At 58.3% G+C, this 14,698-nt stretch carries 13 protein-coding genes; 7 read left to right on the forward strand and 6 right to left on the reverse strand.

Annotated elements, in window-relative coordinates:
- Window positions 1-68: 68 nt before the first annotated feature.
- Window positions 69-842: a class I SAM-dependent methyltransferase gene (locus QZ862_RS09900; protein WP_296018084.1), complete on the reverse strand. Its 774-nt coding sequence runs from the start codon at window positions 840-842 to the stop codon at window positions 69-71.
- Between the two features lie 101 nt (window positions 843-943).
- Here QZ862_RS09900 and gloB point away from each other — a divergent pair, with 101 nt between their 5' ends.
- Together gloB and QZ862_RS09910 are read left to right on the forward strand one after the other, a co-directional pair.
- Window positions 944-1,714 carry a hydroxyacylglutathione hydrolase gene (gene gloB / locus QZ862_RS09905; protein ID WP_296099479.1) on the forward strand — a complete coding sequence of 257 codons (771 nt, stop codon included), beginning with the start codon at window positions 944-946 and terminating at the stop codon, window positions 1,712-1,714.
- A complete protein-coding gene (locus tag QZ862_RS09910; RefSeq protein WP_296018088.1) occupies window positions 1,714-2,145 on the forward strand; it encodes a cupin domain-containing protein in 432 nt (143 codons plus the stop codon). The genes gloB and QZ862_RS09910 overlap by 1 nt, the downstream gene beginning before the upstream one ends.
- Window positions 2,146-2,156: 11 nt before the next feature.
- Here the strand turns inward: QZ862_RS09910 and QZ862_RS09915 are convergent, their stop codons facing one another.
- A complete protein-coding gene (locus QZ862_RS09915; RefSeq protein ID WP_296018091.1) occupies window positions 2,157-2,930 on the reverse strand; it encodes a DUF3108 domain-containing protein in 774 nt (257 codons plus the stop codon).
- A gap of 251 nt (window positions 2,931-3,181) precedes the next feature.
- Here QZ862_RS09915 and rpmB point away from each other — a divergent pair, with 251 nt between their 5' ends.
- Window positions 3,182-3,472 carry a 50S ribosomal protein L28 gene (gene rpmB, locus QZ862_RS09920; RefSeq protein ID WP_296018092.1) on the forward strand — a complete coding sequence of 97 codons (291 nt, stop codon included), beginning with the start codon at window positions 3,182-3,184 and terminating at the stop codon, window positions 3,470-3,472.
- Between the two features lie 193 nt (window positions 3,473-3,665).
- Window positions 3,666-4,301 carry a queuosine precursor transporter gene (locus tag QZ862_RS09925; protein WP_296018094.1) on the forward strand — a complete coding sequence of 212 codons (636 nt, stop codon included), beginning with the start codon at window positions 3,666-3,668 and terminating at the stop codon, window positions 4,299-4,301.
- A gap of 103 nt (window positions 4,302-4,404) precedes the next feature.
- Here the strand turns inward: QZ862_RS09925 and QZ862_RS09930 are convergent, their stop codons facing one another.
- Window positions 4,405-4,881: an FUSC family protein gene (locus tag QZ862_RS09930; protein WP_296080154.1), complete on the reverse strand. Its 477-nt coding sequence runs from the start codon at window positions 4,879-4,881 to the stop codon at window positions 4,405-4,407.
- A 5-nt stretch (window positions 4,882-4,886) separates the two neighbouring features.
- On the reverse strand, window positions 4,887-6,674 hold the full coding sequence (gene aspS, locus QZ862_RS09935; RefSeq protein WP_296039319.1) for an aspartate--tRNA ligase: 1,788 nt from the start codon (window positions 6,672-6,674) through the stop codon (window positions 4,887-4,889).
- Between the two features lie 286 nt (window positions 6,675-6,960).
- On the opposite strand from aspS, the gene rnd reads away from it, so the two are divergent.
- From rnd to QZ862_RS09950, 3 genes are all read left to right on the forward strand, one after another.
- The gene (rnd, locus tag QZ862_RS09940; protein ID WP_296099482.1) at window positions 6,961-8,130 is read left to right on the forward strand and encodes a ribonuclease D; all 1,170 of its coding nucleotides are present in this window, start codon (window positions 6,961-6,963) and stop codon (window positions 8,128-8,130) included.
- A gap of 170 nt (window positions 8,131-8,300) precedes the next feature.
- Window positions 8,301-9,323, forward strand: a complete 1,023-nt coding sequence (locus QZ862_RS09945) for an adenylate/guanylate cyclase domain-containing protein (protein WP_296018100.1) — start codon at window positions 8,301-8,303, stop codon at window positions 9,321-9,323.
- Between the two features lie 205 nt (window positions 9,324-9,528).
- On the forward strand, window positions 9,529-10,890 hold the full coding sequence (locus QZ862_RS09950; RefSeq protein ID WP_296099484.1) for an esterase-like activity of phytase family protein: 1,362 nt from the start codon (window positions 9,529-9,531) through the stop codon (window positions 10,888-10,890).
- Between the two features lie 76 nt (window positions 10,891-10,966).
- Here QZ862_RS09950 and ppx read toward each other — a convergent pair whose 3' ends face one another.
- Both ppx and QZ862_RS09960 read right to left on the reverse strand, forming a co-directional pair.
- Complete coding sequence (ppx, locus tag QZ862_RS09955; RefSeq protein WP_296099488.1) at window positions 10,967-12,490, reverse strand: exopolyphosphatase; 1,524 nt, start codon at window positions 12,488-12,490, stop codon at window positions 10,967-10,969.
- Complete coding sequence (locus QZ862_RS09960; protein ID WP_296018106.1) at window positions 12,487-14,691, reverse strand: RNA degradosome polyphosphate kinase; 2,205 nt, start codon at window positions 14,689-14,691, stop codon at window positions 12,487-12,489. The genes ppx and QZ862_RS09960 overlap by 4 nt, the downstream gene beginning before the upstream one ends.
- Between the last annotated feature and the right edge of the window lie 7 nt (window positions 14,692-14,698).

Below are 14,698 nucleotides of genomic sequence, written 5' to 3' on the forward strand. Positions count from 1 at the left end.
AAAAGCGCCGGGAAATCCGGCCTGACAATGCCGAAGGCATTAGACTGGAAGCAACCCGTTGTCGAGTATCAGCGCGGCTTTTGCTGTTTCCGGCCCTGCGTCAATGTGGTTCGGGTACTAGGCACGCCTTGCGGCGCCAGTACCGGGACGAAGACGCGACGGGACGCACGCTGTGTCACCGGAAGACCCTGATAGAGCCGCTTTTGCGCTTCAACGATGATGACGCCGGAAAAGACCGGCCATAGCCTGCGCCCGATCGTCTCCATGTAGCGGCGAAACTTCAACACGGACCGCACCTTGGACGGCGGGAAGAACAGCGCTTCGGCAGAGGCGCCAGGGGTAAAGTTCGTTTCGCGCAGAAGGGCCGTCAACTGGCTGCGGGAATAGGGGCGTCCGGAACCGAAGGGCGTATGCTCCATGCGCGCCCACACACCTCGCCGATTGGGCACCACGATAACCAGACGGCCGCCGGGCGCCAAAACGCGCCAGAGTTCCTTGAGAGCCTCGCGCGGATTTTCGACGAATTCCAGCGAGTGGATCATCAACACGCGGTCGATCGAGGAATCGGGCAGCGGCAGTTCCTCGTCGAAGACAAGAGCTGTGGAGGAGAGTTCGCCCGCCGGCCAGTTCACCGCGCCCTGCCCTGCGGGCATGAAGGCAAAGGTGCGTTCGGTGTCGTGGCGGAACCGATCGAGAAACGGCACCGCATAGCCGAGCCCGACGAGGCGCTCATCCGGAAGCGTTGGCCACAGCGTCGACAGCGCCATGGTGATCGCCTGTTCGGCAGAACGGCCAAGCGGGGAATGATAAAATTCGCGCAGATCGACGATATCGGTGTTCATCGCTGGAATGTAGCGGGTCGCGAAAGGACTTCAAGCTTGGACTTCAAGCGCGTGTCACCTAAATAGAAGAGACAGGTTTATTGCGAGATAGGGAGCCGACCATGAAGCCGCTGGATATCGAAGTCTTTCCATGCCGAAGTGACAATTTTGGTGTGCTGCTGCATGACAGCGAAAGCGGAACGACGATTTCCATCGACGCGCCAGAGGAAGCGCCGATTCTGGACACTCTCAATCGCCGCGGCTGGCAGTTGACCCACATCTTCACAACCCACCACCATCAGGATCACGTGGATGCCAATCTGGCTTTGAAAGAGCGCTTCCACTGCGAAATCCGGGGGCCGCATGACGAGGCGGTTGCCATTCCCGGTCTCGACAAGACCGCTGCCGACGGCGATGAATTCGAGATTGCCGGGCGTCGCGTGCAGATCATCTCCACGCCGGGACATACCGCCGGACATATCTGCTACTATCTTCCAGATGACGGCCTGCTCTTTGCCGCAGACACGCTGTTTGCCATGGGCTGTGGGCGCCTGTTCGAGCGCCCAGCCGCCGATATGTGGCACTCTTTCCGAAAGCTTATGGCGCTCCCGGATGACACCCAAGTCTACTTCGGTCACGAATATACGCTCTCCAACGCCCGCTTTGCTGTGACGGTCGATCCCGAGAACGAAGCACTGACGCGCCGCCTGAGTGAAGTCGAAGCATTGCGCAGCGAGGGCCGCTTCACCATTCCGACGACGATAGCGCTCGAGAAGCAGACCAACCCCTATTTGCGCGTGGCTGACGCCAGCATTCGTGCTCATCTTGGCTTGGAAGGTGCAACTGACGAGGATGTCTTTGCTGAGATCAGAGCCCGCAAGGACAAGTTCTGATGGCGGTAGAACAATCCGCTGCTGCCATCATCGCCGCACTCAATCTGGAGCCGCATCCCGAAGGTGGCTTTTATCGCCAGACGTTTCGCGATCCCGATGGCCCGGAGCGCGGTCATTCGACGGCGATCTATTATCTGCTCGAAAAGGGCCAGCGATCGCACTGGCATAAGGTGATCGACGCGGTTGAAATCTGGCACTATTACGCCGGCTCAGCCCTATCGCTTCATATGTGCGAAGATGGAAAGAATGTCTCGACCGTGCGGCTTGGGCCAGCGGTGCTGGACGGTGAACAACCGCAGGCGATCGTGCCGGCAAACTGGTGGCAGGCAGCGGAAAGCCTTGGCGAGTTCACCCTCGTTGGCTGCACCGTCGCACCCGGCTTCGTTTTCGACAGCTTTGTCATGGCAGAGCCCGGCTGGGCACCGGGTTAATCGCCTGCCCGTCAGCCGCCATACTTTGTCGCAGTGATATAGACCTGACCGACCTTTGTCGGGATCCGGGCATAGACCGGCGCATAGAGATCCATGCTGCTGGCCTTGGCGAACCAAACCTCCATGGAGATCGACTTCAGATATTCGATATCCTTGCGGCCCTTGCGGAAGCCGGATTTCGGAACATAGCGCATGTTGCAGACGACAGCATCGCCTGAGAAGCCATTGGTCTTGAACGGTTTCGTTCCACTGGAACTCAGCACCAGATCGAGACGCGACTCACCATCATAGATCGGCAACCGGCTGGGGCAGATACGGCCGCCAACCGGGAAGATCAGGCCGGAAATCGGATCGAGCACGGAACGAAGATCGCGATCCTTCACGTCCACCCAATTGTCCGGCCGCGCCTTCGGTGCCGGATTGACGGTCGTGGAGGTGACGTTGCCATTCCGATACTGCACATCATAGGTGCGGGTGCGCTTGCCGTCCTTATACACCAGCGAATATTCGTTGGCCTGCATGCGGTTGCCGCGCTTGGCGCCAGAGACAGTCGTCTTGCCGGAAATATCCTTGAGCACGCTGGCAATGCCCGCCGAACTGAAAGAGCCGGAAATCGAGTATGTCGAGCCGTTCATCTTCGTCGAAAAGTTGGCGCGCGCGATCGGCAACGGTCCGAGCGCGATTGAGTATTCGCTGTCATGGCGCGATTCGGCGGCCAATGCGGGCGTAAGGCCGCAAAGCACGAGCGCTGTCACGGCAAAAAGTCTTTGTGCATGGACGATCATAGAGATATCACCTCGGCAACGGCGAAAGCCGTGCATTTCCGGCGATCATATACGCTGACTTGTGGCAATAAAAAAGCGGGAGCCACAGCAAAACCGGTGAAATCGCGCACAAAAAGGCGCGAGCGGCTTGACTGCACGGACGGCTCTGACTATAGAACCGCAACTTTCCAATCATCGGCTGTTGGATTGCGAACCGGATTTTGCCGGAGAGCAGACTGATAGTCTTACAGTGACAACGAATAGGTGTACCCATGTCCCGTGTATGCGAATTGACCGGCAAGGGCGTCCAGACGGGCAACAACGTCAGCCACGCCAATAACAGAACCAAGCGCCGGTTCCTCCCGAACCTTTGCCAGGTTACTCTGATTTCCGATTCTCTCGGCCAGCGTTTCCGTCTGCGCGTTTCCGCAGCCGCTCTTCGCTCCGTTGAACATCGTGGCGGCCTCGATGCCTTCCTTTTGAAGTCTGACGAAAACGAGCTCTCGATGCGCGCCCGCCTGCTGCGTCGCCAGATCGCAAAGAAGACCGCTGAAGCCGCTTAATAGCCGCTCAAACGTCTATCCTTTTCAAAAGGCTTGAATGGCTCTGCCGCTCAAGCCTTTTGTCTGTTTTAGGGGTAGCGGATGCCTTTGCGTCCAGCTTCCCCGTTTTTCGCGCAAGGCTGCATCGCTGTTTGAGACGGCTCGCCGCTTGCATATGTTCGCTCCAACTGGTGGCATCACCCAGGATAAAAAAATGCCTTATCTGCGCCAAACATTTATCTATGTGCTGCTGATGACCCTCGTCGTCGTCGCATCGAATATTCTCGTTCAGTATCCGCTGTCCGGCACGCTCTTCGGCATCAATCTTGGTGATCTTCTCACCTGGGGTGCTTTCACCTACCCTGTCGCCTTTCTGGTCACGGATCTGACCAATCGGCAGTTCGGCCCCTCCATTGCGCGTCGCGTCGTGCTGGCCGGCTTCATCGTTGGCGTCACGCTATCCTTCTGGACCTCGCTGCCGCGGATCGCGATTGCTTCCGGCACCGCTTATCTGATCGGCCAGTTGCTCGACATTTCGGTGTTCAATCGTCTGCGTCGCCAAAGCTGGTGGCGTGCGCCGCTGGCAGGCTCCATGTTCGGCTCCGTACTCGATACCGTGCTGTTCTTCTCGATCGCCTTTGCAGCGAGCTTTGCCTTCATTGGTCCGAACGATGCCTTCGCCATCGAGAATGCGCCGATCCTTGGCATCTTCTCAACTGAAGCCCCGCGCTGGATCTCCTGGGCGCTCGGCGATCTGTCGGTGAAGGTTCTCGTCGGACTCGTCCTCTTGCTACCCTACGGCGCTCTGATGAACACGCTCAAACCCATGCCGCCAGCACGCTCGATCTAAGCCAACCGTCGCTCCATAAAGTCTTGGATTTCGAAATAAAGCAGTGAAGGCTGATCGCCTCCGCTGCTTTATTTGATTTACAGCCAGCGGCGCCAGAAATGCTCTAAAACTTCAACCGCTCACGGAAGAACACGAGCGCGACGATGAGGCCTGTCGAGGCGCCGATCAGCACGTCGAGAAAACGGGCAAGGCCCGCGACCTGTGGCCCCATCAACAGCACAAGCATGGCTGATGCGCCGGCCTGTATCGGCACCACAGGCGCCATGCCGAAGGCAGCAGCGATCATCATGGCGACGAAGGTGGCTGACGCCATCCGGACCGCCGCAAGATCTGCCGGGATCATCAGCGCAAGCTCGCCCACCAGAATGCCGACGGTGACGCCAACGATCAGGCCTAAACCCTGACGGATCTGGCTTGGAATGCCCGGCGCCAGACAGATCAACGCGCTGATCGCAGCGAAGACGGGCTGCTGATGGCCGAGCAAATATCGTGAGGCCCAGAACGCAAAAGCGGCAGCCAGGGCTGCCGCAAGTGCACGAGTGAATGCTGATTGGAGACGCTCGGCGATCTGCCTGAGCATATCGCTTAGTCCTTCTTGGACGGAACGACGCGCAAAGCCAGTTCGCGAAGCTGTGTCGGCGTCGCAGGCGACGGCGCATTCATCAGCAAGTCCTGCGCCTGCTGGTTCATCGGGAACAGCGTGATTTCGCGCAGGTTCTTTGCCCCGACCAGCAGCATGACCACACGGTCGATACCGAAAGCACAGCCGCCATGCGGAGGTGCGCCATACTGGAAGGCACGGTAAAGACCGCCGAAGCGCTCTTCCACGTCGCTCTGCGACAGACCGACTTTTTCGAACGCCTTCACCATCAGTTCCGGAGACTGGTTACGGATGGAGCCAGACGCAATCTCGAAGCCGTTGCAGACGGCGTCGTACTGGTAGGCCTTGATCGACAGCGGATCCTGACCGTCCAGCGCCTCCATACCGCCCTGCGGCATGGAGAAGGGGTTGTGGGCGAAGTCGATCTTCTTGTCTTCTTCGTTATATTCGAAGAAGGGGAAGTCGACGATCCAGCACAGCTCGAAACGGTCACGATCAACGAGGTTCAGTTCCTCACCGGCGCGGGTGCGGGCTTCACCGGCAAACTTGTAGAACTTGGCAGGATCGCCCGCCACGAAGAAGCAGGCATCACCGGCTTCCAGGCCAAGCTGCGTGCGCAGTGCCTCGGTGCGCTCCTCGCCGATATTCTTGGCGAGCGGACCAGAGCCTGCGATCTTGCCGTCCTCTTCCTTCCAGAAGATGTAGCCGAGGCCTGGCTGGCCCTGGCCCTGTGCCCAGGCATTCATGCGGTCGCAGAACGCGCGGCTACCGCCGGTCTTGGCAGGGATTGCCCAGACTTCGACCTTCGGGTTCGACGCGATCATGTTGGCGAAGACCTTGAAGCCGGAACCAGCGAAATGCTCGGTCACGGCCTGCATGACGATCGGGTTGCGCAGGTCCGGCTTGTCGGAGCCGTATTTGCGGATCGCTTCGTCGTAAGGAATGCGCGGCCATTCTTTTGTGACGGGTTTGCCTTCGGCGAACTGCTCCAGAACCGATGTCATCATCGGCTCCATGGTTGCCCAGACATCTTCCTGCGTTACGAAGCTCATTTCCACGTCGAGCTGGTAGAACTCGCCCGGCAGACGGTCCGCACGCGGATCTTCATCACGGAAGCAAGGCGCGATCTGGAAGTAGCGGTCGAAGCCTGCCACCATCAGAAGCTGCTTGTACTGCTGCGGCGCCTGCGGCAGAGCGAAGAACTTGCCTTCGTGAATACGGCTCGGCACGAGAAAGTCGCGCGCGCCTTCCGGCGAGGAAGCCGTCAGGATCGGAGTTGTGTATTCGGCAAAGCCAGCCTCGGCCATGCCATTGCGCATGGCGGAGATAATCTGGGTGCGCTTGACGATGTTCTTGTGAAGAGTATCGCGGCGAAGATCGAGGAAGCGATACTTCAGGCGAACGTCTTCCGGATAGTCAGGCTCACCGAAGACCGGCAGCGGCAATTCCTTGGCAACACCCAGCACTTCGATCTCTTGTGCATAGAGCTCGATTTCGCCGGTTGCCATGCCCTTGTTGACGGTATCGTCCGAACGCGCCTTCACGGTGCCATCGATGCGGATCACCCACTCGCCGCGCACAGTCTCAGCCGCCTTGAAAGCCGGGCTGTCGGGATCGGCAACCACCTGGGTAATGCCGTAATGGTCGCGAAGGTCGATGAAGAGAACGCCGCCATGGTCTCGAACGCGATGCACCCAACCGGAAAGACGGACGGTCTCGCCGACGTGAGACTTGCGAAGAGCGGCACAGGTGTGGCTGCGGTAGCGATGCATGATTGTATCCTGAAGAAGCGTGTCATGGCCTCTGGGGCCGACTTTCGAAATTTGGCGGAAAAGCGCATGGCTGAACCGATTTGTCAAGGAAAAGCGCCACGCACGAGGCTTTGCCGCCCGGCCGGAACTTACTGCTGAACGCCAAAGAGAGGCGGGTAAGAAGAAAATACGGCACGAGATCGACGATTGGCGGGGCAAAAGCGTGGAGTAAAGCCGCCTCTGATATTGACATGCGGCGCCCAAAGGGAAAGTAAGACGGGGTGTTTTCCAGGACTGGCCAAACGTAATGATTGAAACGACAGCAGCACTCGCCGACGCTTGCAAGGATCTGGCGAAATCGGAATTCGTCACCATCGACACCGAGTTTCTCCGCGAAACCACCTTCTGGCCGCAGCTCTGTCTCGTGCAGATGGCAAGCCCCACGCTCGAAGTGCTGGTGGACCCGATGGCGAAGGGTATCGATCTGACGCCGCTGTTCGAACTGATGGCCGATCCGAATGTGGTGAAGGTTTTTCACGCCGCCCGCCAGGATATCGAGATCATCTATCATCTCGGCGGCCTCATCCCCCATCCGATCTTCGACACACAGGTCGCAGCCATGGTTTGCGGCTTCGGCGATTCGATTTCTTACGATCAACTGGTGCAGAAGACCAAGAACGTCCAGATCGACAAGTCCTCCCGCTTTACCGATTGGAGCCGCCGTCCGCTCTCGGAAAAGCAACTGGATTATGCGCTGGCGGACGTCACCCATCTGCGCGATGTCTATCTGGCGCTGAAGGCGCAGTTGGAGCGTGAAGGCCGCTCATCCTGGCTGAAGGAAGAGATGGATATTCTGGAAGCGCGCGAGACCTATGACATGCATCCCGACGATGCATGGCTGCGTCTGAAGTCGCGGCTTCGCAAGCCGACCGAGCTTGCCATCCTGAAATTCGTTGCAGCCTGGAGAGAGCGCGAAGCACGCTCGCGCAACGTTCCGCGTTCGCGCGTGCTCAAAGATGATGCGATTTTCGAGATCGCTCAGCAGCAGCCGAAGGATGCGGAAGCGCTGTCACGCCTGCGCACCGTTCCAAAGGGTTGGGAGCGCTCCACCTCCGGCACGGCCATCATCGAGACGGTCAATGCGGCACTAGCCCTTCCCAAGGCCGACATGCCGCAGGCCCCGCGCCACAGCCATTCGCCGGAAGGCTCGGGTGCCGCCGTAGAACTGTTGAAGGTGCTCTTGAAGCTTTCGGCGGACAAGCACGGTGTCGCCGCCAAGGTGATCGCCAACAGCGAGGATCTCGACAAGATCGCATCCGAAGGCGAAAAGGCAGAGGTTCAGGCGCTCTCGGGCTGGCGTCGTGAACTCTTCGGTGAGCCCGCTTTGAAGCTCATCCGCGGAGAAGTCGCCCTACGCTTTGCAGGCAAGAAGGTCGAGGCAGTCGAGATGCCAGGCCAGAGTCAGGCCACCGAATAAGGTGAAAAGCGGGGATCGTGCAAAACTGCCACAACCGCGCCTCTTCATGATCGATCGCTTGAACATCTCTTTTGGCGGCATCTGATCCGCATTATGATCCCGCACCGGGAGGAATCGACCTGCTCACTTGGGAGGAAGTGACACCCAATCCCCTCAGTTAAGGGCAGATGATGAGAAAAATTCTGGCGATGCTGGACTATGTCGTGCTGTTTCTGGCGGTTGCCGGAAGCGGCGTGGTCTATGCATTCCTCGAATATGGCGGCGGCGCATTTATTGGGGCAACGTACGCCCTATTCGCCTGCGCGCCGATTCTCGCCTTTGAACGTGGCCAAATTCTCCCGGGCCTTTCTAAAAAGATCAGCATGCTGCCGACTCCCGCTTATATTGCGGTCGGCATGGTCGTCTATGTCATCCTCGTCTTTTGTGGATTCGGTCTCGGCGGCACCATTCTGTGGGCGACCGGCGTTCTTCCCACAAGCTGGGCGCGCGCCGTGCATGCGGAAATGCAGACGATGGTGTTTACGCTGGGTGTCTGCGCCATCATCGTCTTCATCATGCGAGTGCGAGAGCTCCTGGGACGCGACATCTTCATAGACCTGATCCTGGGACGCTATCGCAGGCCGGTCAGCGAAGAACGCGTCTTTCTCTTCATCGATCTCGTCGGTTCCACCTCCTTTGCCGAGACCCATGGAGACCTCAAGGCACAGGAGTTTCTAGGGGAGCTTTTCTCCGCCTATGCCGCTCCGGTCAGGAAACATGGCGGCGTCATCGACGACTATATCGGCGACGCGGCGATCATCACCTGGCCCTATCATCTCGCGATCCGTCGTGCGGCCTGCATCAACTGCGTCTTCGATATCCTGTCGCAAATCGAAAGCAGCCGTGCGACCTGGATTGCCCAGTTCGGTACTGTACCGAAGCTTCGTTTCGCCATTCACGGCGGGCCGGTGATCACGGCCGAAATCGGCGTGGACCATCACAAGATCACCTATTTCGGCGATACGGTGAACACGACGGCACGACTGGAATCGCTGAGCAAAATGCTTGGCCACCCCATTCTGATCTCATCCGATCTTGCCCATCAACTTCTCCTGCCCAAGGGCATAAAGAGCGAGTATCTCGGCGAACATGCCGTCAAAGGTCGCGGTCAGACACTTGGCGTCTGCGCCCTCAGCCGCCAGCCGACGTTGTAAGAAACAAAGGCCGTCATCAAAGCTTCAAAGTGATTTTGTGCGCCTGTCACAAAGCCCGCCTATCGGTCCATTGCTCCTCCACAGCATCGGCCCGAAAATCGGAATCGATTTTCGGAAAGCACGATGCGTAAATCCAAAAAGTTAGAGCGTCCTTTGTGCGTCCTAAAGGAAGCACGCCGCTCTATGCAACAGACAGGTATGCTCCATGAAAAAAATCCTGCTTTCTTCAGTTGTCTTCCTCACGCTCGGAACCCTCAATGCGCTTGCCGCTGAGAAAGAGTTTTCGGCAAAGCTCGTATCGCAGGCCATTCTGCCAGCCAATACGATCATCCCGGCACCGGTCGATGCTCCGGACTTTTTGAAAAGTGCAGGCAAGTTCACCACGCCAGACCGCAAACGTGCGGACGGCCTCGGCACTGTGCCGGGCAAGGACGGCGTTCGTCAGACGGGCCTGTCCATGCCGTTCGACGGTCAGGCGATGCAGGGCTTTTCCGGCATCAAGGCCGTGGAAGACGGTACCTTCTGGAGCCTCTCCGACAACGGCTTCGGCTCGAAGCTGAACTCCAGCGATGCGATGCTGATGCTTCACCACCTGAAATTCGACTGGGATGCCGGCAAGGTGAACGCGCTCGAAACGGTCTTCCTGTCCGATCCCGACAAAAAGGCACCCTTCCCGATCGTCATGGAAGGTTCGGATAAGCGCTATCTGACAGGCGCGGATTTCGATGTGGAATCCATCCAGCCCGTCGCGGATGGTTTCTGGGTCGGCGAAGAGTTCGGACCCTATATTCTGAAGTTCAGCCGTGACGGCAAGCTGACGGATGTGATCGCTACCAAGGCCGGTGATATCGAAGTCAAGTCTCCCGACAACCCGATGCTGGCGCTCCCTGGCAACCCTACCCAGAAACTTCCCGCCTTCAACCTGAAGCGCTCTGGTGGCTTTGAAGGCATGGCGATGTCAAAGGATGGCACGAAAATTTATGGCCTGCTGGAAGGCCCGCTCTACACCGCTGACGGTCAGGTCGAAAAGACGGAAGACGGTGCGACTGGCCTGCGTATCATCGAACTCGACGTCGCGTCTAAGGCATGGACGGGCCGCACATGGCTCTATCCTCTAGCAGAAGGTGGCGAGGCAATCGGCGACTTTAACATGCTGGACGACAGCACTGCGCTGGTGATCGAGCGCGACAACGGTGCCGGTACGTCCGACAAGGCCTGTGCCGACCCGAAGAAGCCGGAGCCGAACTGCTTTGCAGCACCTGCCAAGGTGAAACGCATCTACAAGATCGAGTTCAACGACGCCAATGTCGGCAAGGCCGCCCGGAAGATCGGCTACATCGATCTGATGAAGATCGCCGATCCCGACACGAAAGCCCGGCAGGGCTCCGAGAACGGCATCTATACCATGCCTTTCGTCACCATTGAAAACGTCGACCGTGTCGATGCCGAACATATCATCGTCGGCAACGACAACAACCTGCCCTTCTCGGCCGGTCGTGCGCTGGACAAGGCAGACGACAATGAGTTCGTCATCCTGGACGTGAAAGACCTGCTCGACGCGAAGTGACGATTACGAGCGTCGCCCTCTCGGCGGCGCTCTCTCCCTTCAGCGAACCTTATTATCCGCGCTAAGTGTTCACAGATTACTCGAAAACGAAGGCCAGCCGCTTTCCCGTCAGCTTCGCCAACTGCTGCAGGCGTCCGTCCAGCCGCTCGCCGGCGAAATCGCAATACTCATGCGGCACGACAAATTCCAGATCGAGATCCGGGTTATCCGACTTGCGGAACCGCAGGTGATCCACCACGCCCGGCATGGAGGCCGAGAAGAGGTAGACGACGCGGAGCAGCCCGCCCAGCAGTTTGGCAAGCTCCAGCAGCCGCGGCCCGGCCATGTCGGCAAGCGACTGCGTCGTGCCATTATCGTTCAGGCCTTCGAAGCGATAATAATTGGCGAGCGCAATAAAGGCGCGGCCTGGATGGGTGATCGACACGAAGGATGAATGAGCAATGACGTTCAGAGCTTGTAGCCCGCGGTAATCCGGATGGGCGCGCCAACTGATATCCGCCAGCAAGCATGCCGCCTGCCGGTATCGTCCTTCTTCTTCCGTTTCATCGATGCCGAATACAGGGACCGTTCTGCCGGTCCAATCCGCGAGTTCACGGGCATGCTCGGGAGACCGGGCACGCAGAACCGCGAGTTCGTCGGCTGCGACCAGCAGCGGGTCCGCCATCTTGTCCGTTTCGGACAACAGCGAGTAAAGATAGCCTTCACGCACGCCTTGCGCCGAGAACGCAATCTTCGCCGGCTTCATGACGTCAAGCACTTCACGCATGGCAACCGCGCCAAATGGCAGCAGCGATCGGCGGTTCTTGGAAACGGCCTGCCAGGCCGGATCCTTGCTGTCCTTAGAGGCGATGACCTCATTCAAGAAGTTCAACATCTCCTGAAGCGGAAGCTCATAGCCCTGCATCATGTGCAGGGGGTAATGGGTGATCTCCATATGGAGCTTGGCGATGTTGCGCCATGTACCGCCGACGGCATAGAAGGTGCGGCCTTCGCCGGCCGCCAGCAAATCGGCACTCTTCTTGACCTGTTTCTTGGCAAAAGCCGTCGCCTTCTCAAGCGAGCCTCCTGCCTGTTCGGAAAGCCTCAAACCGCCGAGCGGCAGCGTGATACCCTTGCCGCAGGTGTTTCCCCTGATGTCGATCAGTTCGAGCGATCCGCCACCCAAGTCGCCGGCAATGCCATCGGGATCGTGAAACCCGCTAATGACGCCATAGGCCGAATAAAGAGCCTCACGCTCGCCGGAGAGAACCTCGATCTCGCAACCGAGAATCTCTTCCGCATCGCGAATGAAGTCAGGTCCGTTTTCGGCTTCTCGTGCTGCTGCAGTGGCCAAGACATGCACCTGGGTGGCCTGCGCCTGATCGGACAACGCGCGAAAACGGCGCAACGTCATCAGCGCTCGCCTTACGCCTTCATCGTCCATGCGCCCGGTCAGCGCCAGCCCTTTGCCCAGACCGCACAGTACCTTTTCGTTGAACAGCACCACAGGCGCGCGCGATAGACCTTCATAAACGACAAGGCGAACCGAGTTCGAACCGATGTCGATGACGGAAACGGGGGCAAGGCCGACGAGCCGCCCCTGTGCTTCTGATCGTGTCATTCAGCCTGTTTCTTGCGGGAAGAGATCAACCCGGCAATCAGTTTTGGCGCACTGGATTTCAAAGCTTCACCACGTCCGGACAGGCTGGGATTGGTCATGAAATAGTGCTGCGCGTTGAACGGTTCCTCGCCCTTGCGCACCTCGATACGCCTGGACGTTCCGTCGGGAAGTATCTCGTAGCTCTGCTGGTTGTCAATGAGATTGCCGAGCATGATCTGTGAAAGAACCTGTTCATGCACAGTCGGATTGACGAGTGGCACGAGGGTCTCGACGCGTCGATCGAGGTTGCGAGGCATCATATCGGCAGAACCGATATAGACCAGCGCCTTGTCCGACGGGAGGCCTTGGCCATTGCCGAAGCAGAAAATGCGGCTGTGCTCGAGGAAGCGACCAACGATCGATTTGACGCGGATATTGTCAGAAAGACCAGGGACCTGCGGGCGAAGGCAGCAAATGCCGCGCACGACCAGATCGATCTCCACACCCGCAGCGCTTGCCCGATAAAGCGCATCGATGATTTCCGGGTCGACCAGAGAATTCATCTTCATCCAGATCGCAGCCGGCGCGCCGTTCTTGGCATGCTCGATTTCGTCGTTGATATGCTTCAAGATGCGCGGGCGCAACGTATAGGGCGAAACCGCCAGCTTCATGCCCTCTTCCGGCTCGCCATAGCCGGTGATGAAGTTGAAGATATTGGCCATGTCATGGGCGATCTTCGGATTGCAGGTGAAGAAGGACAAATCCGTGTAGATCTTCGCCGTCACCGGATGGTAGTTGCCAGTACCAAGATGGCAATAGGTGCGTAGTTTGCCATCTTCACGGCGCACAACCATAGACATCTTCGCATGGGTTTTAAGCTCGATGAAGCCGAAGACGACCTGCACGCCGGCGCGCTCCAGATCGCGCGCCCAGCGGATATTGGCCTCTTCGTCGAAACGCGCCTTCAATTCGACGAGCGCCGTCACCGACTTTCCGAGTTCGGCGGCATCGATCAGAGCGCGAACGATCGGGCTGTCATTGGAGGTGCGGTAAAGCGTCTGCTTGATCGCCAGAACGTCCGGATCGCGCGCCGCCTGAAGCAGGAACTGCACGACGACGTCGAAGCTTTCGTAAGGATGGTGAACCACCATGTCCTTTTCGCGAATGGCGGCCAGGCAGTCGCCCATATGTTCGCGAACACGCTCCGGGAAGCGAGCGTTGTAGGCTTCAAATTTGAGATCTTCGCGTGGTGCTTTCGCCAGTTCCGAAATCGTGTTGAGCGCAAGCAAGCCCGGCAGGACGGCCACGCGGTTTTCCGGAACGTCCAGCTCCTGGACAACGAATTGGCGAAGCGACTGCGGCATTTCGCTATCGGTTTCAATACGGATCACCGAACCACGGCGGCGACGCTTCAGCGCGCTTTCGAAGTAGCGAACCAAATCTTCGGCCTCTTCTTCCAGCTCGATATCACTGTCGCGGATGATGCGGAATGTGCCGAAGCCCTTGACGGTGTAGCCCGGATAGAGCCGGTGGATGAAGAGCCCCACCACATCTTCGAGCGTGATGTAACGGATCGCCGTCTTGTCATCCGGCAGGCGGATAAAACGATCAAGTGCGGTTGGCAGGCGCAAAAGCGCCGTCATCGGCTCGCGCCCATTGACGCTTTCCAACTGGAGCCCCATGGAGAAGCCGAGATTGGGAATGAAGGGGAAGGGGTGCGCCGGATCGATGGAGAGCGGCGTCAACACCGCGAAGATACGTTCCTCGAACTCGTTTTCCAGCCATGCGCGGTCTTCGTCCGAAAGCGCTGGCGGACGAACGATATACATATCTTCTTTAGCAAGATACTGCTGCAGAACGGCAAGCGAGGCTTGCTGCTCCATCTGAAGATTGTCGATTTCCTTGAGAATTTCCTCAAGCTGCTCGGCTGGCGTCTTGCCATCAGGTGTCTTCATGCTGATGGACTGGCGCACCTGCCCTTCCAGACCGGCAACGCGCACCATGAAGAACTCGTCCAGATTGGCGGCGGAGATGGAGAGAAAGCGCAGTCGTTCCAGAAGCGGATGGGCGGGATTCAGCGTCTCTTCCAGAACACGGCGGTTGAACTGCAGCCAGGAAAATTCGCGGTTCACAAAGCGACTGGGGCTCTCCCAGAGATTTTCAACCTCCGTTGCCGACGCCGAGTTGTTACCTTCCAACTCTTTCTGCACAACCGAATCCATCAAATCG

This window comes from uncultured Agrobacterium sp. (genome assembly GCA_913777615.1).
Classification (GTDB): Bacteria; Pseudomonadota; Alphaproteobacteria; order Rhizobiales; family Rhizobiaceae; genus Agrobacterium.

Bases quoted from the DNA above. Each gene is read 5' to 3' on its own strand.
- QZ862_RS09900 (WP_296018084.1), bottom strand. From the start codon at position 842: ATGAACACCGATATCGTCGATCTGCGCGAATTTTATCATTCCCCGCTT.
- gloB (WP_296099479.1), top strand. From the start codon at position 944: ATGAAGCCGCTGGATATCGAAGTCTTTCCATGCCGAAGTGACAATTTT.
- QZ862_RS09910 (WP_296018088.1), top strand. From the start codon at position 1,714: ATGGCGGTAGAACAATCCGCTGCTGCCATCATCGCCGCACTCAATCTG.
- QZ862_RS09915 (WP_296018091.1), bottom strand. From the start codon at position 2,930: ATGATCGTCCATGCACAAAGACTTTTTGCCGTGACAGCGCTCGTGCTT.
- rpmB (WP_296018092.1), top strand. From the start codon at position 3,182: ATGTCCCGTGTATGCGAATTGACCGGCAAGGGCGTCCAGACGGGCAAC.
- QZ862_RS09925 (WP_296018094.1), top strand. From the start codon at position 3,666: ATGCCTTATCTGCGCCAAACATTTATCTATGTGCTGCTGATGACCCTC.
- QZ862_RS09930 (WP_296080154.1), bottom strand. From the start codon at position 4,881: ATGCTCAGGCAGATCGCCGAGCGTCTCCAATCAGCATTCACTCGTGCA.
- aspS (WP_296039319.1), bottom strand. From the start codon at position 6,674: ATGCATCGCTACCGCAGCCACACCTGTGCCGCTCTTCGCAAGTCTCAC.
- rnd (WP_296099482.1), top strand. From the start codon at position 6,961: ATGATTGAAACGACAGCAGCACTCGCCGACGCTTGCAAGGATCTGGCG.
- QZ862_RS09945 (WP_296018100.1), top strand. From the start codon at position 8,301: ATGAGAAAAATTCTGGCGATGCTGGACTATGTCGTGCTGTTTCTGGCG.
- QZ862_RS09950 (WP_296099484.1), top strand. From the start codon at position 9,529: ATGAAAAAAATCCTGCTTTCTTCAGTTGTCTTCCTCACGCTCGGAACC.
- ppx (WP_296099488.1), bottom strand. From the start codon at position 12,490: ATGACACGATCAGAAGCACAGGGGCGGCTCGTCGGCCTTGCCCCCGTT.
- QZ862_RS09960 (WP_296018106.1), bottom strand. From the start codon at position 14,691: ATGGATTCGGTTGTGCAGAAAGAGTTGGAAGGTAACAACTCGGCGTCG.